This is a genomic window from Clostridium estertheticum, assembly GCF_011065935.2.
GTDB classification, from domain to species: domain Bacteria; phylum Bacillota; class Clostridia; order Clostridiales; family Clostridiaceae; genus Clostridium_AD; species Clostridium_AD estertheticum_A.
In genome coordinates this window covers 5,202,976-5,226,688 of record NZ_JAAMNH020000001.1, presented here as the reverse complement: position 1 = coordinate 5,226,688, position 23,713 = coordinate 5,202,976, and the positions used below count along the sequence as shown (strand labels likewise).

19 protein-coding genes and 1 tRNA gene are annotated in these 23,713 nt (G+C 31.8%); all 20 read left to right on the top strand.

The features are described 5' to 3' along the window. Window positions 1-249 precede the first annotated feature (249 nt). Window positions 250-2,640 carry a stage II sporulation protein E gene (gene spoIIE, locus G9F72_RS24920; protein WP_164957093.1) on the top strand — a complete coding sequence of 797 codons (2,391 nt, stop codon included), beginning with the start codon at window positions 250-252 and terminating at the stop codon, window positions 2,638-2,640. Between the two features lie 299 nt (window positions 2,641-2,939). Beyond that, window positions 2,940-4,286, top strand: a complete 1,347-nt coding sequence (tilS, locus tag G9F72_RS24915) for a tRNA lysidine(34) synthetase TilS (protein ID WP_224676247.1) — start codon at window positions 2,940-2,942, stop codon at window positions 4,284-4,286. Window positions 4,287-4,288: 2 nt separating this feature from the next. Next, entirely contained in the window at window positions 4,289-4,825 is a 537-nt protein-coding gene (hpt, locus tag G9F72_RS24910) for a hypoxanthine phosphoribosyltransferase (protein WP_164957091.1), read from the top strand. 111 nt (window positions 4,826-4,936) lie between these two features. After that, window positions 4,937-6,772, top strand: a complete 1,836-nt coding sequence (ftsH, locus tag G9F72_RS24905; RefSeq protein ID WP_164957090.1) for an ATP-dependent zinc metalloprotease FtsH — start codon at window positions 4,937-4,939, stop codon at window positions 6,770-6,772. A 148-nt stretch (window positions 6,773-6,920) separates the two neighbouring features. After that, window positions 6,921-8,558: a sensor histidine kinase gene (locus G9F72_RS24900; RefSeq protein ID WP_164957089.1), complete on the top strand. Its 1,638-nt coding sequence runs from the start codon at window positions 6,921-6,923 to the stop codon at window positions 8,556-8,558. Window positions 8,559-8,703: 145 nt separating this feature from the next. After that, window positions 8,704-10,374: a formate--tetrahydrofolate ligase gene (locus tag G9F72_RS24895; protein ID WP_164957088.1), complete on the top strand. Its 1,671-nt coding sequence runs from the start codon at window positions 8,704-8,706 to the stop codon at window positions 10,372-10,374. Between the two features lie 169 nt (window positions 10,375-10,543). Next, a complete protein-coding gene (locus tag G9F72_RS24890) occupies window positions 10,544-12,034 on the top strand; it encodes an acyl-CoA carboxylase subunit beta (protein WP_164957087.1) in 1,491 nt (496 codons plus the stop codon). A gap of 13 nt (window positions 12,035-12,047) precedes the next feature. Beyond that, complete coding sequence (locus G9F72_RS24885) at window positions 12,048-12,407, top strand: OadG family protein (RefSeq protein WP_164957086.1); 360 nt, start codon at window positions 12,048-12,050, stop codon at window positions 12,405-12,407. Window positions 12,408-12,422: 15 nt separating this feature from the next. After that, complete coding sequence (locus G9F72_RS24880) at window positions 12,423-12,800, top strand: biotin/lipoyl-containing protein (RefSeq protein ID WP_164957085.1); 378 nt, start codon at window positions 12,423-12,425, stop codon at window positions 12,798-12,800. A 21-nt stretch (window positions 12,801-12,821) separates the two neighbouring features. Next, complete coding sequence (locus G9F72_RS24875) at window positions 12,822-13,961, top strand: sodium ion-translocating decarboxylase subunit beta (RefSeq protein ID WP_164957084.1); 1,140 nt, start codon at window positions 12,822-12,824, stop codon at window positions 13,959-13,961. Window positions 13,962-14,113: 152 nt separating this feature from the next. Then, window positions 14,114-14,290 (top strand): hypothetical protein, encoded by a 177-nt coding sequence (locus G9F72_RS24870; protein ID WP_164957083.1) that lies wholly within the window; start codon window positions 14,114-14,116, stop codon window positions 14,288-14,290. 7 nt (window positions 14,291-14,297) lie between these two features. Next, the gene (locus tag G9F72_RS24865) at window positions 14,298-14,510 is read left to right on the top strand and encodes a hypothetical protein (protein ID WP_164957082.1); all 213 of its coding nucleotides are present in this window, start codon (window positions 14,298-14,300) and stop codon (window positions 14,508-14,510) included. Between the two features lie 212 nt (window positions 14,511-14,722). Continuing rightward, window positions 14,723-15,502: a type III pantothenate kinase gene (locus tag G9F72_RS24860; RefSeq protein ID WP_164957081.1), complete on the top strand. Its 780-nt coding sequence runs from the start codon at window positions 14,723-14,725 to the stop codon at window positions 15,500-15,502. Window positions 15,503-15,510: 8 nt separating this feature from the next. Next, window positions 15,511-16,488 (top strand): tRNA dihydrouridine synthase DusB, encoded by a 978-nt coding sequence (dusB, locus tag G9F72_RS24855; RefSeq protein WP_164957080.1) that lies wholly within the window; start codon window positions 15,511-15,513, stop codon window positions 16,486-16,488. Between the two features lie 77 nt (window positions 16,489-16,565). After that, window positions 16,566-17,384: a hypothetical protein gene (locus G9F72_RS24850; RefSeq protein ID WP_164957079.1), complete on the top strand. Its 819-nt coding sequence runs from the start codon at window positions 16,566-16,568 to the stop codon at window positions 17,382-17,384. A gap of 259 nt (window positions 17,385-17,643) precedes the next feature. Next, entirely contained in the window at window positions 17,644-18,126 is a 483-nt protein-coding gene (gene greA, locus G9F72_RS24845) for a transcription elongation factor GreA (protein ID WP_164957078.1), read from the top strand. Between the two features lie 140 nt (window positions 18,127-18,266). Further along, a complete protein-coding gene (gene lysS, locus G9F72_RS24840) occupies window positions 18,267-19,784 on the top strand; it encodes a lysine--tRNA ligase (RefSeq protein ID WP_164957077.1) in 1,518 nt (505 codons plus the stop codon). Between the two features lie 154 nt (window positions 19,785-19,938). Beyond that, a tRNA-Asn gene (locus G9F72_RS24835) sits at window positions 19,939-20,013 on the top strand. Window positions 20,014-20,389: 376 nt separating this feature from the next. Next, window positions 20,390-21,790, top strand: a complete 1,401-nt coding sequence (locus G9F72_RS24830; RefSeq protein WP_164957076.1) for a glycine--tRNA ligase — start codon at window positions 20,390-20,392, stop codon at window positions 21,788-21,790. A 240-nt stretch (window positions 21,791-22,030) separates the two neighbouring features. After that, on the top strand, window positions 22,031-23,407 hold the full coding sequence (gene murD / locus G9F72_RS24825; RefSeq protein ID WP_164957075.1) for a UDP-N-acetylmuramoyl-L-alanine--D-glutamate ligase: 1,377 nt from the start codon (window positions 22,031-22,033) through the stop codon (window positions 23,405-23,407). The last annotated feature ends 306 nt before the right edge of the window (window positions 23,408-23,713 follow it).

Here is a 23,713-nt window from a genome sequence, read left to right as displayed (position 1 = left end):
AAAACATATAAGTATAATTTTCACAAATATATAATGGCATGAAGTGACAAGCTTCATTTAATATTTTAAAACCCGCTATATAAATATAGTAGGTTTTTTTATATTATAGGAGATTGTAAAATGTAATTGTAAAAAATATACAAAACAATGTCTCAAAAAAAATGTACAATCATCTCATCTTATGACAATTATTTCCAAAAGCCTTTGTTATAATGAAATCCTAATTAACAAAGGTGGGTGATTTGTAAAATGCAATACGGTATTGATATATTTCCATACCAAAGACTTAGAAAGATAAAAGAGGAAGTACAAAAGAAAAATGCATTAAATATTAATTTGATTATTAGAGCAATTGTTTATTTTACAGTAAGTTTATTAATAAGTAGGGTGTTGCTTATTAATAATACGGCACCATTTGGTATAGCTTTTTTGATAGCTACAATATTTATTAATAATGAAAAAATTTTAATAATTACAGCAAGTGGTACATTTTTAGGCTATATTACTTTATACCGGAGCATAGCAAATTTGCCATCATATTTGGTATTAGTAATTACCATTGCTGTTTTAAGTAATACTTTCAATAAGATACAGGCGAAAACTAGAGCTTTAGCTTTCATGTTTTCCATTATTATATTTGAATTGTTTATCTATAATTTTTTTATCCTTAAGTTAAGCGGATTAATGGCTTCCTTAAATTCAATATTTCTAGTTTTATGTATCTTTCCTTTATATTTTATTCTAGATTATAGTCTTTTATGCTTTAAGGAAATCAAAACAAAGCATATATTTTCCAATGAAGAGATAATAAGTATGTCCATTATAAGTTCACTAATAATAGCAGGAACTTGGGGACTTAGTATTTTTAACATATCAATTACAAATGTTTTAGGGCTAGCTTTTGTTATAATAATAGCTTATATTAACGGAAGTGGAGCGGGCGCGGCATCTGGAGTTGCTATGGGTATTATTGTAGGAATGTCTTCTGAAAATATGATTATATTTATAGGAATGTATGGTATTTGTGGGCTAATAACAGGTGTGTTTAAAGAAACTGGAAAGTGGCTTAGTGTAGCAGCTTACCTTGTAGCTTTTTCAATAATAAAAATATATTGCATCACAGGGTCCGAGTTTATAATATTTGAGGCAATGCTGGCAGCGGTGATATTTTTGACAATACCACTAAAAGTATATGCGGAATTATCTACAGAGTTTAACTCAGATAAAAAAAGGGAATATGTTGAGCAAGGATATATAAATAAAATCAAAGATACATTTGTAGGAAGGCTAAATAATTTTTCCGATGTACTTTCTAATATGTCAGATATACTAAATAATTTAGTGGATAATGAAAAGTTGGCGATGAAGGGCAAAAGTAGTGCTTTAGTTGAAAATCTTGCAGATCGTGTGTGTAGTAATTGTAATATGAAGTCTATGTGTTGGAAAAGAGAATTACATTATACATATGCAGCATTTGAAGAGTTGATTCAAAATTTTGAAAGGAAGAGCGATCTTGTACCGGAAGAAATTGAAAGAAAATGTATAAAGAGAACTGCACTACTTAAAAATACAGAGGACATTGTTAATAAGCATATTATAAATGAAATGTGGAGAACAAGACTTAGTGAAGGTAGAGAACTTTTAGCAAATCAGATTAGTAATATGGCGGATTCTGTTTCTGAAATCGTTGAAGATTTTAATTCTGAGATTCAAATAGATACTTCTATGGAAAAGCTTATTTGTAGAGCCTTAGATAAAAATAGAATTAAGTATAATGATATTATGTGTTTAAATGACAAGATGGGAAGAATGAGCATTAAATTTTCACTTGATGCGTGTAGTGGAAGGCAAATGTGTGTTAAAGAATTATTGCCTATTATAAATGATGTCACTGGGAAGTGTATGTGTGTTAGTGATGAGGGCTGCAGTATAAATCCAAAGACTAATGTGTGCAAAGTAACTATTGAAGAAACACCTAAGTTCCATGTGGTATCTAATGTGGCTAGGCAGTGTAAAGATGGTGAAAAGTATAATGGAGATAGCTATAGTTTTGGAAAGCTTTTGGACGGTAGTTATATGTCAATTATCAGTGATGGTATGGGATCTGGTCCGGAGGCAGGGAGAGAGAGTGAGGCAGCCGTTGAATTAATAGAAAAATTTACATCCGCAGGTTTTAGTAAAATTACGGCTATTAATACTGTAAACTCAATAATGACACTGAGATTTTCCCAGGAAGAAAAATTTTCAACTATAGATTTAAGTAGCATAGACTTATATACTGGAGAAATTGATTTCATGAAAGTAGGAGCTGTTGCAACTTTCTTAAAATCTGGTGATAGCTTACAAATTATAAAATCAAAATCTCTGCCGATTGGTGTTTTAGACAAGGCGGATATAGACATACAGCAAACAAAACTAAAAAATGGGGATATTATAGTTATGCTTAGTGACGGAGTATTAGATTATAATGATGAAAATGTAGGTAGAGTGGACTGGATAGTTGATTATTTGGGTAAAAATAATTGTAACAATCCAAAAGACTTAGCAGAGGGGCTACTAAGCGAAGCTAAAAAATTAAGTGGAAATAGAGTAAAAGACGATATGACGGTTCTTGTTTCAAAGATATATAGTTTATATTAATGGATTTTAAAAAAATTAAATTTTTTCTAAGATTTAAGGTATATCTATATAAATAAAAGTAAAAAATGAAGAAAAGAATTTGTAGGAGAGCAACCTCATTTACATTCTTCATTTTTTTCTTTTTTATAGTAATGTTAAAAAAAACGAAAAATATATATTATTAAATTATATGGTAATATGATATAGTAATAAGAGATTGTGAAGATAGAAACATAGTAAATCAATATGTTTTTAAAAATTATACTTGGGAAGTGAAAGTTTTGCGGGATAAGGTTAAAAATTTTATAGTGGAAAATTATATGTTTGATAAGGGTGATAAGGTTATAGTAGCACTTTCTGGCGGTCCTGACTCCACATGTTTGCTTTATATTTTAAATGAATTTAAGGAGGAAATGGGAATCACACTCCTTGGTGCTCATCTAAACCATTGCCTTAGAGGTCTTGAAGCTGATAAAGATGAGGAATATGCAAAAAAAACTTGTGAGAGTTTGAATATAGAGTTCTATAGCAAGAAAGTGGATATACATAGAATATCGCAGGAAAAGAATATATCTTGTGAAATGGCAGGACGAGAAGTAAGATATGAATTTTTTGAAGAGCTTATGATTAAATTTAATGCAAGTAAAATTGCATTAGCGCATAATGCTAACGATCAAGCTGAAACTATTTTAATGAGGATAATGAGGGGAACAGGTATTGAAGGAATGGTAGGTATCAAGCCTGTCAGGGATAAAATATATGTTCGGCCTATACTTCACATTAGTAGAAGTGAAATAGAAAAATATTGTGAGGATAATAATATTCATCCAAGAATAGATAAATCAAATTTAGAAACAATTTATGCTAGAAATAAAGTTAGGTTAGATTTAATTCCATATATCGAAGATAATTTTAATAGTGACATAATTAATACACTAAATCGCTTATCTGGTATTCTTAAAAATGATAATGATTATTTAGAAAATATTTCTGATAAAGAATATAAAAAACATTGTGTGATAGGTGAGCAAATGGTTATAATAAATAAGAGTGCTTTTTTGCAGCATGAAGCAATCATAAGTAGGATTATACGACGCGCGCTTCTTTCTGTAAATCATAATTTATATAACTTTGAGAAAATTCATGTATGGAACATTATAGAACTTCAAAAACATAATACCGGTAAAACCACAATGTTACCTCAGGATATAATAGCTGAAAACTGTTATGGAAATATACATATACATATACATAAAAAAGTTACCGAAGTTAATAATAAAGAGTATGATCTATTGGTTAATGAGAAAAATACTATTCAATCTTTAAATAGAGTAATAGAAATCGATGTTAAATCATATTTGCAATTTGAGGAAGTTAAAGGAAATGATTTTATTGTTTATTTTGACTATGATAAGATTGCTCAGCCAATAACACTCAGATATAGGAAACAAGGGGATAAGTTCACGCCACTTGGTATGAAGGGAAATAAGAAATTAAAGGATTTATTTATGGATTTAAAAATACATAAAGATAAGAGAAACGAAATCCCTCTAATATGCTTTGGCAACGATATAGCATGGGTAGTTGGATATAGAATTAGTGAAAAATTCAAGGTATCAAAGAATACTAAAAATATATTGCAGATTAGAATTGGAAGCGAGGAATAAAAATGAACAATGATATTAAAGAGGTATTGTACAATGAAGATGAATTAAGAGATAAAGTCAGGCAAATGGGCGCAAAGATAAGTAATGATTATGCTGGAAGAGATCTTATACTAATTGGTATTTTAAAGGGATCCGTTATATTTATGTCGGATTTGTTAAAAGAAATTACAATTCCTTGTAAAATGGATTTTATGGCAGTTTCAAGTTATGGTAATTCCACTAAAACCTCAGGAGTTGTGAAAATTTTAAAGGATTTAGACTTTGAAATTGAAGGAAAGGATGTTCTAATAGTAGAAGATATTATAGACTCTGGGGTTACACTTAAATATCTAATGAAGTATCTATCCGCTAGGAACCCCTGCAGTTTAGAAATTATATGCTTACTGAATAAACCAGATAGAAGAGCCGTAGACATAGATGTTAAATATTTGGGCTATAATGTGCCAGATTATTTTCTTGTAGGATATGGATTAGATTTTGCAGAGAAATATAGAAACTTACCATACATAGGAATACTTAAAGAAGAAATTTATAAGTAAATATGTACAAAACATATAATATATTAATCAATAATTAATATATATTTTATTGTCAAGTGATTTTTAATGTGATAAAATTTTAAAGTAGCTAAATAGAGAGGGGGGTTTTTAATGAAAAAAATTTCGAGTGCATCAATTTGGCTCGTAGTACTTGTACTTGTGATTTTAGCAGCATTAGCCTTAAGTGAAACTAGTAAAGATGCTAGCACAATTAGAGTTGATAAATTTCAAGAATATTGGAATAAAAAAGAAATTAAAAGCGTTCAAGTAAGAGAAGATAAAACTGTAGTAGGAGAATTAAAGGACGGAACAAAATACGAAACAATAGTTCCATTACAAAGATTATTGCAAGTTATGGACCAAAATCCAAACAAAGATGTCCAAGAAACATATATAAAACCCGCTACCATGCCAATGTGGTTACAAATAGTACCAACATTGCTTATAATTCTAATGTTAGTAGCATTTTGGTTTATGTATATGCAGCAATCACAAGGTGGTGGCGGTGGTGGTAATAGAGGTGTAATGAATTTTGGAAAAAGTAGAGCCAAAATAGCTACACCGGATAAAAAGAAAGTTACATTTGATGATGTAGCAGGAGAAGATGAAGAAAAAGAAGAACTGGCAGAAGTTGTTGATTTCTTAAAACAACCTAAAAAATATTTGGAAGCCGGCGCAAGAATTCCTAAAGGGATTCTTCTTGTAGGACCACCAGGTACAGGTAAGACTTTACTTGCGAGAGCCGTATCAGGAGAAGCCGGAGTGCCTTTCTATAGCATATCAGGTTCTGAGTTTGTAGAGATGTTTGTAGGTGTTGGAGCTTCGAGAGTAAGAGATTTATTTGAACAAGCGAAAAAAAGCGCTCCTTGTATAATATTTATTGATGAAATTGATGCAGTAGGTAGACAAAGGGGAGCAGGTCTTGGTGGTGGTCATGATGAAAGAGAACAAACGCTAAATCAACTATTAGTTGAAATGGATGGATTTGGCGTAAATGAAGGTATAATCATGATAGCTGCTACTAATAGACCAGACATATTGGATCCTGCTCTTTTAAGACCGGGTAGATTTGATAGACATATATTAGTCGGTGCACCTGATGTTAAAGGAAGAGAAGAAATTCTTAAGGTACATTCTAAAGGTAAACATTTATCAGATCAAGTAAGTCTTCAAGTATTAGCAAAAAGAACACCTGGGTTCACTGGTGCAGACTTAGAAAATTTAATGAACGAAGCTGCGCTTCTTACAGTAAGAAATAATAAAACAGTTATAGAGATGAAAGAGTTAGATGAAGCCGTAACTAGGGTTATTGCAGGTCCTGAAAAGAAGAGCAAGGTTATCAGCGAAAAAGATAGAAAATTAACTGCCTATCATGAAGCGGGGCATGCTGTAGTTATGAAATATTCACCACTTTCAGATCCAATTCATCAAATAAGTATTATACCAAGAGGTATGGCGGGTGGATACACAATGCACCTACCTGAAGAAGATACTGCTTATACTTCAAAATTAAAACTTAAAGATGAAATGGTTGGACTTCTCGGTGGTAGAGTTGCAGAAAAATTAATACTTCAAGATATTAGTACCGGTGCTAAGAATGATATTGATAGAGCATCAGCTATTGCAAGAAAAATGATTATGGAATATGGTATGAGTGATGAACTTGGACCAATATCTTTTGGTAATGATCATAATGAAGTATTCCTTGGAAGAGATTTAGGTAAAAGTAGAAACTTTAGTGAACAGATAGCTTTCAAAATAGATTCAGAAGTTAAGGCACTTATTGATGAAGCCTATGCAAAGGCTGAAAAAATCCTTACTGAAAATATAAATAAACTCCACGCTGTAGCTCAAGAACTACTTGTACACGAAAAGCTCGAAGGAACAGATTTTGAGGAAATAATTGCTAGACCAGATACAGATAGCATTGATTTATCAAAAATTTAGCTAGTTTTAAAGACATACAGTTAATTAACTGTATGTCTTTTTTTTAAACTTATTTAATATTAAAAAAATTATCAAAACATGAAGGAGTTTTTACAACAATGTTGAAATTATACAATAATATGTATAGGTCAACAGGAGAGTGGATGAAATGAAGAAAAATGGTGTATTAAAGTTAAAAAAAATATTTACTTCTGGGTTTAATGATATTATTGTGGAAGATAAATTAGAATTTATGCAAGAAACAAATTTAATAAACTCAAAGAGGATAAAAAGTATTTCATTTTTTATTATAATTTTGGATCTCATACTGCTATACGTAGATATTATTAAGTTTAAAGATAATTGGCTAAATAATCAAGGGTATAAAAATTTACTTTATTTTCATATTGTATTATTAATAATATGTGGTATTCATTTTTTATGTATTAGTCAAGGTATCAAAACAAAACTATTTAAGAAAGTGAATCAAAAGATATTTAATTTAACATACATATACGCATTAGCCCTATGGTGCACTTTTCTTACTATTAACGCCCAATTAACTCACAAACAGATTTCTGCATATATTATCCTGGTATTTTGTATTGCAAGTACCATGATTTTAAGCCTAAGTGAAAGTCTAATTATTTATCTATCTACATATGTAATATTAATTGTTGGAATTTATATGATTTCTGATAATTTTTATGATTTAACTGGGAACATAATAAATGCTACTTTCGCTATTGTATTAGTTTTACTAGTTTCAAAAATAAATTTTTCATTGCATTTGGAGAATTTTATAAACAAGAAGATTATATTAAAACATACCCAGGAATTAGAAATGCAATATTTGAAGGCAGCAAAAGACGTTAAAAACACAGAAAAGGAATTAACTATTTCAAATGAACTTTTAATAAAAGAGATAACAATGAGACATGAGGCAGAAATACAAGTTATAAGGGCCGAGCTTTTGTATGAGGAAAAGAATCGAATTTTAAATGAAACTATGGAATATGAGAAGCTTAGGACGGATTTTTTTGCAAACATATCTCATGAGCTTCGTACCCCGTTAAATGTGATTTTTTCTGCAGAGCAAATGATAGATTTGCTCTGCAGAAAGGGACCGATAAATAAATATACAATAAGTAAGTATATAAAAACAATTAAACAAAACTGCTATAGACTGATACGCCTTATTGGAAACCTAATAGATATTACAAAAATGGATGCAGGTTATTTTCAAGTTGATTTGCAAAATGAAGATATAGTAAAAGTTGTAGAGGATATAACCTTATCTGTAGCAGAATATATAGAAAATAAAAATATAAATCTTATCTTTGATACTGAGTTTGAGGAAAAGATAATTGCTTGTGATCTAGAAAAAATAGAAAGAATTATGTTAAACTTATTATCCAATGCAGTTAAGTTCACACCAGAAAAGGGAGATATATTTGTGAATATTTATGAGTGTGATTGTAATATTTTTATATCGGTAAAAGATACAGGCATAGGTATTCCAGAGCATTTGCAAGATGCTATTTTCGAAAGGTTTATACAAGCTGATAAGTCTACATCAAGAAATAGAGAAGGCAGCGGAATTGGACTGTCCTTAGTAAAATCCCTTGCTAATTTACACTGTGGAAGTATCTCTTTAAATAGTAAGTATGGTAGTGGATCAGAATTCATTTTAAAACTCCCCAGTAGAACTATTGATATAGAAGGAAAATATGATACAAATAATAATTGTATTAATAATGAATTTGTAGAGAAGATAAATATAGAATTTTCAGATATATATTTTTAACATTTGCTCAAATTTTCTGAAATCTTTACTGCATTTTTCCCTCAACATCTGATATAATGTAAGGAAAACACAAATAGGACTAAGACAGAAATAATTTCAATACAGGATTATATTCTGTTTAATTTATATATAAGGGGTGGAGTATATGAAAAGTGATATAGAAATTGCACAAAGTGCTAAGATGCTGCCAATACTTAAGGTGGCAGAAAAAATGGGATTAACTGAGGATGATATTGATTTATATGGAAAATATAAATCAAAGATTTCTTTAGATGTACTAAAAAGAAATGAAAACAAAAAAAATGGTAAGCTAATATTAGTTACAGCCATCAATCCAACTCCTGCAGGGGAAGGGAAATCTACGGTTACAATAGGGCTTGGACAAGCGTTATGTAAGCAAGGTAAGAATGCAGTGATAGCACTTCGAGAACCTTCCCTTGGACCCGTATTCGGCGTTAAAGGTGGAGCTGCTGGTGGCGGGTATGCTCAAGTGGTGCCAATGGAGGATATAAATTTACATTTTACTGGGGATATGCATGCAATAACCGCAGCTAACAATTTACTATCAGCTGCTATAGATAATCATATTCATCAAGGTAATGATTTAGGAATTGATAGCAGAAGAATCATATTTAGAAGAGTCATGGATATGAATGATAGAGCTCTTCGAAATATTGTTGTTGGACTTGGTGGTAAGCCTAACGGGTTTGTGCGCGAAGACGGCTTTATGATAACCGTTGCGTCAGAAATAATGGCCATTTTATGTTTATCTGAAAACCTTATGGATCTAAAAGAGAGGATGGGCAAAATTTTAGTAGCCTATGACCTGCAAAGTAATCCGATTTATTGCAGTGACTTAAAAGTAAATGGTGCAATGGCACTACTTATGAAGGATGCTATAAAACCAAACCTAGTTCAGACCCTTGATAACACACCAGCAATAATACATGGTGGACCTTTTGCAAACATTGCTCATGGCTGCAATAGTCTACTTGCTACTAAAATGGCTTTGAAACTTGGCGACTATGTTGTAACAGAAGCTGGATTTGGAGCAGATTTAGGGGCTGAGAAATTCTTTGATATAAAATGTAGATATGGTAATTTAGAGCCAGATTGTGTTGTTCTTGTGGCTACAATAAGAGCACTTAAACATCATGGTGGAATAAAAAAAGATAAACTAAACGAGCCTAATGTACAAGCTCTCTCAAAAGGAATAGAAAATCTAGAAAAACAAATAGAAAACATTAAGAAATACGGAGTTCCTGTAGTAGTCGCAATAAATAAATTCATGGCTGATACGCAAGAAGAAATCCAGTACATAAGTGAATTTTGTGGCAGGATGGGTGTTAAAGTAGCATTAACCGAAGTATGGGAAAAAGGTGCAGATGGCGGCCAGGAGTTAGCAGACAAAGTATTAGATACTATGGAAAATGAAAAAAGTAACTTTAAGGTTTTATATGATCACAAGCTAACTATAAAAGAAAAAATAGGTGTTATTGCCACAGAAATATATGGGGCAGATGGAGTAGAATATAGCTCTTCTGCAAATAAACAAATTGCCGAAATAGAAAAACTTGAATTAGATAAACTCCCTATATGTGTTGCTAAAACTCAAAATTCACTATCGGATAATCCAAGTTTACTAGGAAGACCAAGAAATTTCACAATAAATGTAAAAGAAGTTAAGATTTCTAATGGAGCCGGATTCATTGTAGCTTTGACGGGTAGCATAATGACAATGCCTGGTCTTCCTAAGGTACCAGCAGCTGATAAAATGGATATTGCTGAAGATGGTACTATATCTGGTTTATTCTAATTTAATGTAAATAAGGTTGTTATAGAATATATTCTATAACAACCTTATTTTTTTTGAATAAACAGAAAAATGAAATATTACATGCAAAAATAAATATACAAAATTCATGACCTATGATATTATCATTATGGGCGGGAATTTTCATGATTTATAAATAGGAGGTATGGATATGGATAAGGTAGATAACTTAATTGAAGTTGTAAAAAAATCTCACCAAGGTGGCGGAGATTCTAAAATAGAAATGCAGCATAACCTACACAAAATGACTGCAAGAGAAAGAATAAAATCTATTCTAGATGTAGGCTCATTTATTGAAATAGGTGCTTTAGTAGGAAACAATGGTGCTGGAGTAATAACGGGGCACGGAACTGTCCATGGGAAGTTAGTATATATATATGTTCAAGACTATACAGTAGATGGAGGAGCTGTCAACATTGCAAATAGCAATAAAATTTGCAATGTTATGGATATGGCAATTAAAATGGGAGCTCCACTAATACAAGTTTTCGACTCAGTAGGGGCTAAATTATCAGAGGGATTAGATATTTTAACTTCCTATGGAGGCATATTAAAGAGAAATGCCAAGCTTTCCGGAGTAGTCCCACAAATAGCAGTAATTGCAGGTCCATGTCTCGGAATTGCAGCACTAAGTGCAACAATGAGTGATTTTACAATAATGGTCCATAATTCTTCCGAGCTAGGAATAAGCTCTGATAAAAGGCTTACAAGCGAAGAAGAAAAATATGTAAATAGTAAAATGTATTCAAGTGCTAGCAATTGTAGTGAGAATGGAAGCATTCAGATTGTTGCAGCAAATGATGCAGCGGCATTTATAATTGTAAAAAAAATTCTTGAATATATTCCTTCTAACAATATGGAAGCGGCACCAATGGGCAAGGAAACACCTAATTTAAACGTTTTAAATAATAACTTGAACGAAATGGCCAGTAATGAAATGGTTAATTCATACGAAGTAATGAGGGCCTTAGCTGATGAGGATAGTGTTATTGAATTAAATAGTAATTGGGAACCTAGTATTATAACTTGCTTAGCCAAAATAAATGGACTCACTACTGGCATAATTTCTAATGCAGAAAAAGAGCATGCAAATTTAAATATTAGAATTTCAGAAAAAGTCAGTAGGCTTGTTAAAATATGTAATTGTTACAATATTCCTATAGTAAGCATCGTTGATACTGATGGATTTGAGGTCAGCTTAAAGGAAGAACAAAATGGATTATCTGCTCACGCTTCAAAAATGATATATGCATTAATTGAGGCGACGGTACCAAAGGTTTCACTAATTATAGGGAAAGCTTATGGCGCTGGGTTTTTAGCATTTGCAAGCAAAGAAGTAGCTTTTGATATTTGTTATGCTTGGCCAACTGCTAAAATATCAGTAACCCAGCCAGAATCACTAATAAAAATTTTACATAAGGATGAAATAGTTCAAGCAGAGCATCCTAAATTAAAGGAACAAGAAATGATACTTAAATATATAGAAGGGGTAACTAGTCCATATAGTGCAGCGGAAAAAGGAATTATAGATGATATTATTATGCCTTCAGAGACAAAACAGAGAGTTTTTGCAAGTTTAGATATGCTCCATACTAAGAGAGAGATAAAGTACCCTAAAAAACATGGAACTACTTTAATATAGGGGGAATAGATGTATGAAATTTTCATTTTTAGATGCGTTAAGTACTACGTTTGTAGCCATGACCATAGTTTTTGCCCTGCTGATTATTTTGCAATATATAATTAAACTGCAAAGCTTTATAATAAACACTGTAGCAAAAAAAAATGCAAATCATGAGGTAGGTATAATTTATAAGGAAAAGGAAGAAGAGATAGAGACAGTAGAAGTTGAACCAGAACCTGAAGATGATTTAGAAGTAGTTGCGGTAATAGCTGCAGTTTTAGCTTCATACCTAGATATACCTCAATCAAGTTTAAAAATAAAGTCAATTAAAAGAATAAGTAACAACTCAGGCTGGGGAATATCTGCAATTGAAAGTAATTTAAAGGGATAGTTAGGAGGAGTAAAAATGAATAAATACAATATAAAAGTTAATGGAATTTCATATGAAGTAGAAGTTGAAGAGGTGGTGGGAGAGTTTGCTAGTAGCCCCGCAACGGTAGCAGTAACTAAGGAGGCACCACAAAAATCTAAACCATCGTCTAAGGTAGAAGTGAAGAAAACAGTAACTACCGGTGAAAAAATAGAATGCCCAATGCCTGGAACTGTGCTTAAAGTCAATGTGAATCCCGGTGATAATGTAAAAACAGGACAAGTAATGTTTATACTCGAGGCTATGAAAATGGAGAATGAAATTATGGCACCACATGATGCGAAAATTCTAGAAATAAGTGTAACTAGTGGAGCAAGTGTTAATACTGGGGATATACTAGCGGTTATTGAGTAACAAGGGAGAGAGGTAATATAAATGGATATCTTACAAGTATTAAAGGACTTATGGCTTTCTTCTGGCTTTGTTAAACTGAATTTGCAGTATCTTATAATGATAGGGATAGCGTGTCTACTCATATATGCCGCTATAGGGAAGAAATTTGAACCATTACTTCTTCTGCCAATAGCATTTGGTATGCTACTCGTAAATTTACCAATTACTAATATTATGGCTGGGCCACATGGAAATGAAGCAGGAGGGTTATTTTATTACTTATACAAAGGGGTAGAACTAGATATATATCCACCTCTAATATTTTTAGGGGTAGGTGCTATGACGGATTTTGGCCCATTAATAGCAAATCCATCTAGTGTGCTTATGGGGGCGGGTGCACAATTTGGAGTATTCTTTGCATTTACTACTGCAATACTTATGGGGTTTACTCCACAGGAAGCAGCATCAATAGGTATTATAGGGGGAGCAGATGGTCCTACAGCCATTTTTTTAACTAGTAAGTTGGCAAAACACCTTCTAGGACCAATTGCTGTTGCAGCCTATTCATATATGGCTTTAGTGCCCTTGATACAGCCACCGATAATGAAATTATTAACTACAGAAAAAGAAAGAACTATTAAAATGGGTCAATTAAGACAGGTTAAGCAAATTGAGAAAATTATTTTTCCAATAGTAGTTACACTAGTAGTAGGCTTAATGCTTCCATCTGTAGCATCGCTAATTGGAATGCTAATGCTGGGAAATTTGTTTAGAGAGTCTGGTGTGGTTGGTAGATTATCTGATACAGCTCAAAATGGATTAATAAATGTGGTAACTATATTTTTAGGGGTAACTGTTGGTGCCACAGCAAAAGCAGAAATGTTTCTAAAATTGGATACTTTAAAAATAATTGTTATAGGCTCCATTGCTTTTTCTATAAGTACTGCAGCAGGAGTTATAATAGGAAAGATTATGTGTAAAGTTACAAAGGGTAAGGTAAACCCATTAATAGGTTCCGCTGGAGTTTCAGCAGTGCCCATGGCAGCAAGGGTATCACAAGTAGTGGGACAAAAAGCAGACCCAAGTAACTTCTTGCTTATGCACGCTATGGGTCCTAATGTAGCAGGTGTAATCGGAACGGCTGTTGCAGCGGGGGTTCTACTAACTATTTTCGGGAAATAATAGCTACATACATATTTGTAAATATTAAAAAAACAAAACTCGTTATCTAGTAAATAGATAGGGGGTTTTGTTTTTTTAAAATTAATGTATTATTTAAAAATTGAATATACCTTTCCTTTTGGAGAATAATATTGAAAAGGAGTTGGTATTTTATGATGTATAAAAAAAGCTCAATTGAAAGTTTAATCCAAGATGAAAAAGACATTGTAAATAAGTATATGGAGTTTGCAAATGTTATTGGCAATGAAGGGTCAATAAGTCTGTGTGAAGAATTAACCAGCAAACATAATCTACATATTTCGGAGCTTCAAAAATATTTAGAAAGGTAGTGTTAAAATGCAGATTTCTAGCAATTCAAATATTAAGGAAGCAGAGCTCAGGGCTAGCAACATAGTAAGTTGTGAGAAAAACTTAGTTAGCCTATATACTAGTTTTTTGAGTGCTGAAAGAGAAGGTACAATGAAATTACAATTATATAATTTGCTAAGTGACCAAAAAGAAATATTAGATGAAATCCAATATGAACTACCAACAAATGAACATAAATAAAATGTATTTTTTACAAAACTTATTATCATGAAAAACTTCTTATAAAAATTTAACTTGACAAATATGTTCAAGTTGTTAAAATTAAATTGTTAAATTGGGAATAGTTAAAACTAATATTTTATAATATTTTATGTGCTATTCTTACGTTTTTAGCAATGAAAAAACATAAAGCAGCTTACACGCTGCTTTATATTATATAGGCGGTGTATAAAGTGATTTTAGTTTTAGATGTTGGAAATACTAATACTGTTTTGGGAGTTTTTAAGGGAAAAGAGTTACTTGTAGAGTGGAGACTATCTACTGATTCAAAAAAAACTGCTGACGAATATGGGATTCAAGTAATGCAATTGTTTTATCAGCGAAACATTAAAATAGAACAAATTAAAGGAGTAATAATATCCTCAGTTGTTCCTAATATAATGTACTCATTAGAACATATGATAAGAAAATATTTTAAACTGACACCTATGGTAGTAGGTCCAGGAGTCAAGACAGGGATAAATGTAAAATATGATAATCCCAAAGAAGTAGGCGCGGATAGAATTGTTAACGCTGTTTCAGCCCATGAAATTTATAAAAGAGCATTAATTTTAATAGATTTTGGAACAGCCACAACCTTTTGTGCTATAAGTAAAGAGGCTAATTATTTAGGGGGGACTATATGCCCTGGTATTAAAATAGCTTCTGAAGCGCTATTTGAAAGAGCGGCAAAACTTCCTCGGGTGGAACTTATAAAACCGGAAACGGTTATATGTAAAAATACTGTTTCAAGCATGCAGGCTGGCATAATATACGGATATATTGGCCAAGTAGACTATATTGTTAATAGGATGAAAAGCGAAATGATTAGTATGGGAGAAGAAGAGCCTTTTGTCGTGGCAACAGGTGGACTCTCAAAATTAATAAGTAGAGATTGTTCTACTATTGATGAGTTTCATCCATATTTAACATTAGAAGGTCTTAGAATGATTTATGAAAAAAATAGGGAATAGGTGATTTAATGAAAATATCAAATATCCATTTTAAAAATGATGTTTTTTTAGCTCCTATGGCAGGAATTACGGATATTGCATTTAGAGGATTATGCAAGGAATTAGGTTGCGGTCTTCTTTATACTGAAATGGTAAGCGCTAAAGGGCTATATTATGGAAGCATTAATACAGAGGCTCTTATGAAAATTTCAGAAGTGGAGAAACCTGTAGCCATTCAGATATTTGGTAATGATCCTAAAATTATGGCTAGTGCCTGTGAGATCTTCAATTCAAGAGATGATATATGTATGGTTGATGTAAACATGGGTTGTCCTGTGCCTAAGATAATAAAAAATGGTGAAGGATCGGCTTTGATGCAAAATCCAAAACTCGCAGCTGAAATAATAAAAGAAATGAAAAAGGTTTCTACAAAGCCTGTTACAGTAAAGTTTAGGAAGGGATTTGATTCAAATAATATTAATGCTGTAGAATTTGCTAAATACATGGAGGATGCAGGCATAGATGCTATTGCAGTGCATGGCAGGACTCGGGAACAAATGTATGAAGGCAAGGCTGATTGGGATATTATAAGGGCTGTAAAAGAAAGTGTTAAAGTTCCTGTAATAGGTAATGGTGACGTATTTTCAGTAGAGGATGCTATAAGAATAAAGGAAGTCACGAATTGCGATGCTATAATGATTGCAAGAGGAGCCAGAGGTAATCCTTGGATTTTTAGAGAGATTATGCAGGCAATAAAGGGTCAGGACGTAATATTTCCTACCGCGGTAGAAAAAATAGATATGTGCATAAGGCATTTAGATTTAGCCACAAAATATTATGAAGAAATTAAAGCGGTTAGAGAAATGAGAAAACATACAGCCTGGTATGTTAAAGGGCTTAACAACTGCACTGAAATAAAAGAAAAAATAAACACTAAAAATAAATATGATGAGGTATTAAAACTTCTTTTAGATTATAGAGAATATTTGAAAATGGTAACTCAATAATTTTTAAATTAAATTATGAATTTATATAATTAATACGGAATAATATAATAGTACATTAATTTATAAGGTGCAAATTTATGAAGCCAATTTTATGTGTAACCTCAAATATTGATAATTCCTATAATGAATTCGGATTTTTAAGTAAGATTAAAGATAAACGAAAGATAAAGTTAATAAGTAACGAATACATTAAAGAACTAGATATTAGGGTTACAAGTGTAAGGCTTCCACCTAATTTTAATAAAAGTTCATACTTAAATAACTTAACCTATGCCCAAAAAATATACAAATGCAAAGAAGCACAATTATCATTAAAAACACTAAGACCCTTTGATTATAATTATTTCAATTCATTTCAAAAACGATTTTTGGCTTTTAGTGTTATAAAAAGTATACAACTTATGCTTAGGATGAGAAATAAAAGCCTTAAGAATTCTTGCATTGTGGTATATGATGCGAGCGACATGATAAACTATAATATTATTGTAGAACTGGCAAAGCAAAGCAAATATATTGTATTTTTGTCATGGGACTTGGCAAAAGCCAGAAAATTGGCAGATTATATAATTGCTAATTTTGGGGTATCACCTATTGTAACAAATGATAAACTCTATGCTATTAAAATAGCGGATTTTATTATTTCATCTACAGATTATGAATTTAGTTCGGGTAAATTAGTATGGCTCCTAGACAATAGTATGAGCAAGGAAAACAATAATATTGCTGTAAATGATGTAAGCTATAAGGTACCTTGGAACACTTTTGAAGTTGGGTTTTCCATGGAACTTATAGCATCGATATTATGTCAAATGCAAGAGAGGGACATTGAAAAAGCTCTTAAGTATAATGGTATATATTTAAAAGAAATAAAATTCAACAATAATGTAATATGTTAGTGTATTTTTCAGTCAACATATTGACAATACTAATGGTCTGATTTATAATGTGCTAATATGGTTATATGGATTGTTATTCTAATAATGAATTTGAGCCCCAATGATTCATTAATTTGAATGTGAAAAATTGTACAAAGAAAATCTAGAGTAAAAATATTATATAAGGTGCACGAATCTGCTATGTTTTAACAAAAACAGTACTGCGGTTTTATGAATAGTTGATAAAACATTTAATAAAAATTTAAAAGGGGAGAAAGAAATGAGCGAACCAAAAAAACATGTAATGACCTATGAGGGAATAAGAAAATTAGAAGACGAATTAGAATTTCTTAAAACCGTAAAGAGAAAAGATATAACAGAAAAGATAAAAGTAGCATTGGGATATGGAGATTTGAGTGAGAATTCAGAGTATGATGAAGCTAAAAATGAGCAAGCGTTTGTAGAGGGTAGAATAATACAATTAGAAAATATGCTAAGAAATGCAAGCGTTATAGATGAAAATGAAATTGAAAAAGATGTAGTAAGCATAGGGTCTGTAGTTAAGGTTAAGGATTACGTGTTTAATGAGGAAGTCGAATTTTATATTGTGGGTTCAGCAGAAGCAGATCCAATGGAAAATAAGATATCAGATGAATCACCAGTTGGAAGTGCACTCGTAGGAAAGAAAGCAGGAGCGATTATCGAAGTGACAGTTCCTGATGGTATAGGTAAATACGAAGTATTAGAAGTTAAAAGAGGTTAGTTTTTTAAATTATTTAATTTTTATACTATATAAGGGTACCTAACAATTTATTGTTGTTAGGTACCCTAAAGAAATATATATACATAAGAAATAGTGCGGACTAAAATTTAATGCGCTAGAGGAAATCAGGAGGGATATTAATGTCAAACGAAGAAAAGATTGAAGAAAAGGATTTACATGAACTTGAAGCTAAATATAATGAACAGGTAACCATAAGACGACGTAAATTATCTGATTTGCAAGAACAAGGCAAGGATCCATTTGATGTATACAAAGTTGAAAGAACCCATACATCACAAGAGGTTAAAGACAATTATGAGAAATTAATAGGTACACAAGTTATTGTAGCAGGTAGACTTATGTCTAAAAGAGTTCATGGTAAGGCTGGTTTTTCTGATGTTCATGATAGATATGGTAAGATTCAACTCTACATAAAAATAGATGATGTAGGCGAAGAAAAATTAAAAGAATATAAAACTTTTGATATAGGCGATTTTTTAAGCGTAACTGGAACACCATTTGTTACAAAAACTGGTGAAATATCATTACATATAGTGGATTTTCAGCTTATAGCTAAGTCTCTAAAACCACTTCCAGAAAAATGGCATGGCTTAAAGGATCCAGATTTAAGATATAGACAAAGAGAAGTAGACATAATAATGAATCCAGAAGTAAAACAGACCTTTATGAAGAGAATAGCAATAATCAGATATATTAGAGAATTCTTAGATAATAAAGGGTTCTTAGAAGTTGAGACTCCGATTTTGGCTCCAATAGCTGGAGGCGCTGCAGCAAGACCATTTATGACTCATCATAATACCCTAGACATTGATATGTATCTTAGAATAGCAACAGAGCTATATTTAAAAAGGCTTATTGTTGCTGGTTTTGAAAAGGTATATGATATGGGTAAAAACTTCAGAAATGAAGGAATGGATGTAAGACATAATCCAGAGTTCACAATGATAGAACTATATGAGGCTTATGCAGATTATAATGATATGATGGAAATTACGGAAAATATGGTTGCTTATGTTTGTGAGAAAATCCATGGAACTACAAAGGTTAATTATCAAGGCACTGAAATAGACTTTACTCCACCATGGAGAAGAATTACTATGGTAGATGCAGTAAAAGAATATTCAGGTGTAGATTTTGATCTGATTAGTACTGATGACGAAGCTAGAAAAATAGCTAAAGAAAAGCATTTAGAATTTAAAAAAGAGATAAAAGATTGTTCAAAAGCAGATATACTAAATGCACTATTTGAAGAATATGCAGAAGAGCATTTAATAGAGCCAACATTCTTATGTGATTATCCTGTAGAAATATCACCTCTTACTAAGAAAAAGAGAGGAAATTCAGAGTATACAGAGAGATTTGAAGGTTTTGTATTTGGGCGTGAGGTGTGTAATGCATACTCAGAGTTAAATGATCCAGTAGTTCAAAGAGAGAGATTTATGCAACAAGCAAATGAAAGAGAACTAGGCGATGATGAAGCTTATTTAATAGATGAAGAATTTATGAGTGCATTAGAAACAGGAATGCCTCCAACAGGAGGGCTAGGTATAGGCATTGATAGAATAGTAATGTTCTTAACTGACTCCGCTTCAATAAGAGATGTCATCCTATTCCCTACAATGAAACCAGTTCAGTAATTTAAACAGTTTATCTATAAGGGATATTTTAGTTAATCTAAAATATCCCTTATACTTTTGTACTTATTAATAAAATTATAATAAAAAAACATGAAAACTATTGAATTTTAAATTGTATATGTTATAATAATATTGTTATTAAAAAAGATATTATTCCGCGATAGCTCAACGGTGGAGCACTCGGCTGTTAACCGATAGGTTGAAGGTTCAAATCCTTTTCGCGGAGCCATTTTTTTATTTTTTGAACCTAGTAATAATAAAATTACAAACTTCTATATTGTAATTTCGCAATTTTGCTTCAACATTCCACGGTATTGTTGACAATAACATGAAGTTTAGTATAATATTAATATAATGAAATATTTCACTATGATAAAGAAGAGTAGTAGTAGTACTTTAAAAGAGAGATTGTGGCTGGTGTAAACAATCAAAGTGTTATTGTGAACGGAACTTTTGAGTGTATAGAACTTAGAGTAGGGCTTGTGCCAATAAGGGTGGAACCGCGGAATTGATTTTCGTCCCTTAAGGTATAGTCTTTTTTTTGTACTTAAAATACAAGAACATATTTAAAACATTACACTATTAAAAAATTAGGAGGCATTAACATGGTATTTGAAAAAAGCATGGATAAGGTCGTTGGTTTATGTAAAAACAGAGGATTTGTATTTCCGGGATCGGATATATATGGGGGTCTTGCTAACTCATGGGATTATGGCCCTCTAGGCGTTGAATTTAAAAACAATGTTAAAAAAGCTTGGTGGAAAAAATTTGTTCAAGAAAGTCCATATAATGTGGGTGTAGATTGCGCTATACTTATGAATCCAGAAGTATGGGTTGCTACAGGTCACGTTGGAGGCTTTTCAGACCCACTAATGGATTGTAAAGAGTGTAAAGCTAGATTTAGAGCAGATAAATTAGTAGAAGACCATATGACAGCTCTTGGAGCAGAAGTGGCTAGTGCGGATGGATGGACAAACGAAGAATTAAAAGAATATATGGAAAAACAGGGAATAGTATGCCCAAAATGTGGAAAGAAAAATTTTACTGATATTAGAAAATTTAATTTAATGTTTAAGACTTCTATGGGAATAACTGAAGAAGGAAAATCAGAAATATATTTAAGGCCAGAAACCGCTCAAGGTATCTTTGTAAACTTTAAAAATGTACAAAGGGCTTCAAGAAAAAAGGTTCCCTTTGGTATAGGTCAAGTAGGAAAGGCTTTTAGAAATGAAATAACACCAGGAAATTTTATTTTTAGAACAAGAGAATTTGAACAAATGGAATTGGAATTCTTCTGTAAGCCAGGTACGGATTTAGAATGGTTTGCATATTGGAAAGAGTTCTGTGCTAATTTCTTATATAATTTGGGAATGGATAAGGAAAATTTAAGATTTAGAGACCATGGCGTTGAGGAGTTATCATTCTATAGTAATGCTACTTGTGATATAGAATTCTTGTTTCCTTTTGGATGGGGAGAATTATGGGGAATTGCTGATAGAACTGATTATGACCTAAAGAAACATATGGAACATTCAGGAAATGATTTGAGCTATCTAGATCCTATAACTAATGAAAAATATGTACCTTATTGTATAGAGCCATCACTTGGTGCAGATAGAGTTGCTCTTGCATTCTTAGTTAATGCTTATGATGAAGAAGAAGTTAAAGGTGGTAAAGATGGAGATGTGAGAACAGTGCTTCATTTACATCCAGCACTTGCACCATTTAAGGCAGCTATTTTACCACTAAGTAAAAAATTATCAGAAAAAGCTAATGAAGTTTTTGCTATGCTAAGTAAAAAATTCAATGTAGACTATGATGAGGCGGGCAGTATAGGAAAGAGATATAGAAGAGAAGATGAAATAGGCACTCCGTACTGTATAACTGTGGACTTTGATACTTTAGAAGACAACACAGTAACAGTTAGAGATAGAGATACAATGGACCAAATAAGACTAAATATAGATGAGTTAGAAAAATTCATAGAAGAAAAACTACAATTTTAAATTGTAATTAAGAGGATAGCATGTAGTATGAAATGAGCCTTAAGAGGCTACATTTATACTATAGGCTATTTTTTTATAAAATAAATTTAAGACAAAACTCCAATTGCGATATAAATCTCCTTCTGAAATCCACAATATTGCAGTACCACAGGCAATGATTTAAGTGTTATAATTAGTAGAGTGAGATTTGTAAAATTAATAACATAATATGAAATATATAAAGAGTGCATGGAGGGTTATATGAAGAAAAATTTTAGTGAATTTAAAGAGTTTATAAAAGGAAAAGAAGTAGGAGTTGTAGGTATAGGGGTTAGCAATATTCCTTTAATACATTTCCTAGTGGAGCTGCAGGCCGTTGTTACAGCCTTCGATAAAAAAACTTATAGTTTACTTGGAAAGGTAGCAACAGATTTTGAAGAAGAGGGTGTAAAGCTCGTTTTAGGTGAGGATTACTTAGATGACTTAACAGGCTTTGATGTTATTTTTAAAACGCCATCTATGAGAATAGATAACCCGGCTCTTTTAAAAGCAAAAGAATACGGAACTTATATAACATCAGAAATGGAGGAGTTCATAAAATATTGTCCCGCAAAAACTTTTGGTGTCACTGGTAGCGATGGAAAAACAACTACCACTACAATAATATATAATATATTAAAACAAGAAGGATATAAAACCTGGGTTGGAGGGAATATAGGAACTCCACTTTTTGCAAATATTGAAGAAATAAGTAAAGCTGATAAGGTAGTATTAGAATTATCAAGCTTTCAGCTTATGACTATGACTGTCTCTACAGATGTAGCAGTAGTAACAAATTTAAGCCCAAATCATCTGGATATCCATAAAGATATCGAAGAATATATAGATGCGAAGAGGAACATATTTAAATATCAAAGTAAGTCGGGTCTCCTTATACTTAATAAAGATAACGCATTGACTTATGAACTCACAAAAGAAGCTGAGGGAAAAGTAAAGTATTTTAGTTTAAAAGAGAAACTAAAAGACGGTGCATATTTTCATAATGATAACTTATTCATTATGAACAAGGTAGTATGTAGCCGCGCAGAAATAAAGATAAAGGGAATGCATAATGTGGCAAATATGCTAACTGCCTTTTGTGCAACGGAAGATGAAGCATCAGTTGAGAGCATGAGAGAAGTAGCTACTACTTTTATGGGGGTGGCTCATAGAGGCGAGTTCGTGAGGGAAGTAGACGGAGTTATGTATTACAATGATTCAATAGCATCTAGTCCAACAAGGACTATAGCAAGTATTAAAGCTTTTGAAAAACCGGTTATACTAATTGCAGGAGGATATGATAAACAAATACCTTTTGAACCACTAGCAGAGCAAGGCTACTTAAATATTAAAACACTCATACTCGTAGGTGCCACTAAATATAAAATAAAAGAAGTTTTTGAAAGGATATTAAAAGAAAAGAAAATTTCACTAGAAATTATAATAGCTGAAACTTTTGATGAAGCAATTAACGCAGCTAAAAAAGTTGCAAGTCCCGGTGATGTAGTTACCTTAGCGCCAGGATGTGCAAGTTTTGATATGTTTCAAGATTTTGAAGTACGCGGTAATAAGTATAAGGAAATAATAATGGCATTATAGTACAAGAGTCCTAGATAATGGATTAATAACAACTCTGGTAAGAAAAGAACGTTCTTACTGGAGTTTTTATGTATTTTAAAGTTAAATGCCCAACAAATGCTCCTAGCGTATCATTATAAGCAAACGGTCATATATGGTAGAAATAACTATAAAAATGAAAATAAATTCATATAATCAATGATTATAAACAAAGGACGGTTTACACATATGATATTATATTAATTGTCGCTGGAACAAACGGATGTAAATTAACTTTATGTTCATAGTGATGAATTAAAAATTCATTATCAAAGTTTTTTTAAAACA

Excerpts from the sequence above, each read along its gene's own strand:
- spoIIE (WP_164957093.1), top strand. The coding sequence starts at position 250 with ATGCAATACGGTATTGATATATTTCCATACCAAAGACTTAGAAAGATA.
- tilS (WP_224676247.1), top strand. The coding sequence starts at position 2,940 with ATGTTTGATAAGGGTGATAAGGTTATAGTAGCACTTTCTGGCGGTCCT.
- hpt (WP_164957091.1), top strand. The coding sequence starts at position 4,289 with ATGAACAATGATATTAAAGAGGTATTGTACAATGAAGATGAATTAAGA.
- ftsH (WP_164957090.1), top strand. The coding sequence starts at position 4,937 with ATGAAAAAAATTTCGAGTGCATCAATTTGGCTCGTAGTACTTGTACTT.
- G9F72_RS24900 (WP_164957089.1), top strand. The coding sequence starts at position 6,921 with ATGAAGAAAAATGGTGTATTAAAGTTAAAAAAAATATTTACTTCTGGG.
- G9F72_RS24895 (WP_164957088.1), top strand. The coding sequence starts at position 8,704 with ATGAAAAGTGATATAGAAATTGCACAAAGTGCTAAGATGCTGCCAATA.
- G9F72_RS24890 (WP_164957087.1), top strand. The coding sequence starts at position 10,544 with ATGGATAAGGTAGATAACTTAATTGAAGTTGTAAAAAAATCTCACCAA.
- G9F72_RS24885 (WP_164957086.1), top strand. The coding sequence starts at position 12,048 with ATGAAATTTTCATTTTTAGATGCGTTAAGTACTACGTTTGTAGCCATG.
- G9F72_RS24880 (WP_164957085.1), top strand. The coding sequence starts at position 12,423 with ATGAATAAATACAATATAAAAGTTAATGGAATTTCATATGAAGTAGAA.
- G9F72_RS24875 (WP_164957084.1), top strand. The coding sequence starts at position 12,822 with ATGGATATCTTACAAGTATTAAAGGACTTATGGCTTTCTTCTGGCTTT.
- G9F72_RS24870 (WP_164957083.1), top strand. The coding sequence starts at position 14,114 with ATGATGTATAAAAAAAGCTCAATTGAAAGTTTAATCCAAGATGAAAAA.
- G9F72_RS24865 (WP_164957082.1), top strand. The coding sequence starts at position 14,298 with ATGCAGATTTCTAGCAATTCAAATATTAAGGAAGCAGAGCTCAGGGCT.
- dusB (WP_164957080.1), top strand. The coding sequence starts at position 15,511 with ATGAAAATATCAAATATCCATTTTAAAAATGATGTTTTTTTAGCTCCT.
- G9F72_RS24850 (WP_164957079.1), top strand. The coding sequence starts at position 16,566 with ATGAAGCCAATTTTATGTGTAACCTCAAATATTGATAATTCCTATAAT.
- greA (WP_164957078.1), top strand. The coding sequence starts at position 17,644 with ATGAGCGAACCAAAAAAACATGTAATGACCTATGAGGGAATAAGAAAA.
- lysS (WP_164957077.1), top strand. The coding sequence starts at position 18,267 with ATGTCAAACGAAGAAAAGATTGAAGAAAAGGATTTACATGAACTTGAA.
- G9F72_RS24830 (WP_164957076.1), top strand. The coding sequence starts at position 20,390 with ATGGTATTTGAAAAAAGCATGGATAAGGTCGTTGGTTTATGTAAAAAC.
- murD (WP_164957075.1), top strand. The coding sequence starts at position 22,031 with ATGAAGAAAAATTTTAGTGAATTTAAAGAGTTTATAAAAGGAAAAGAA.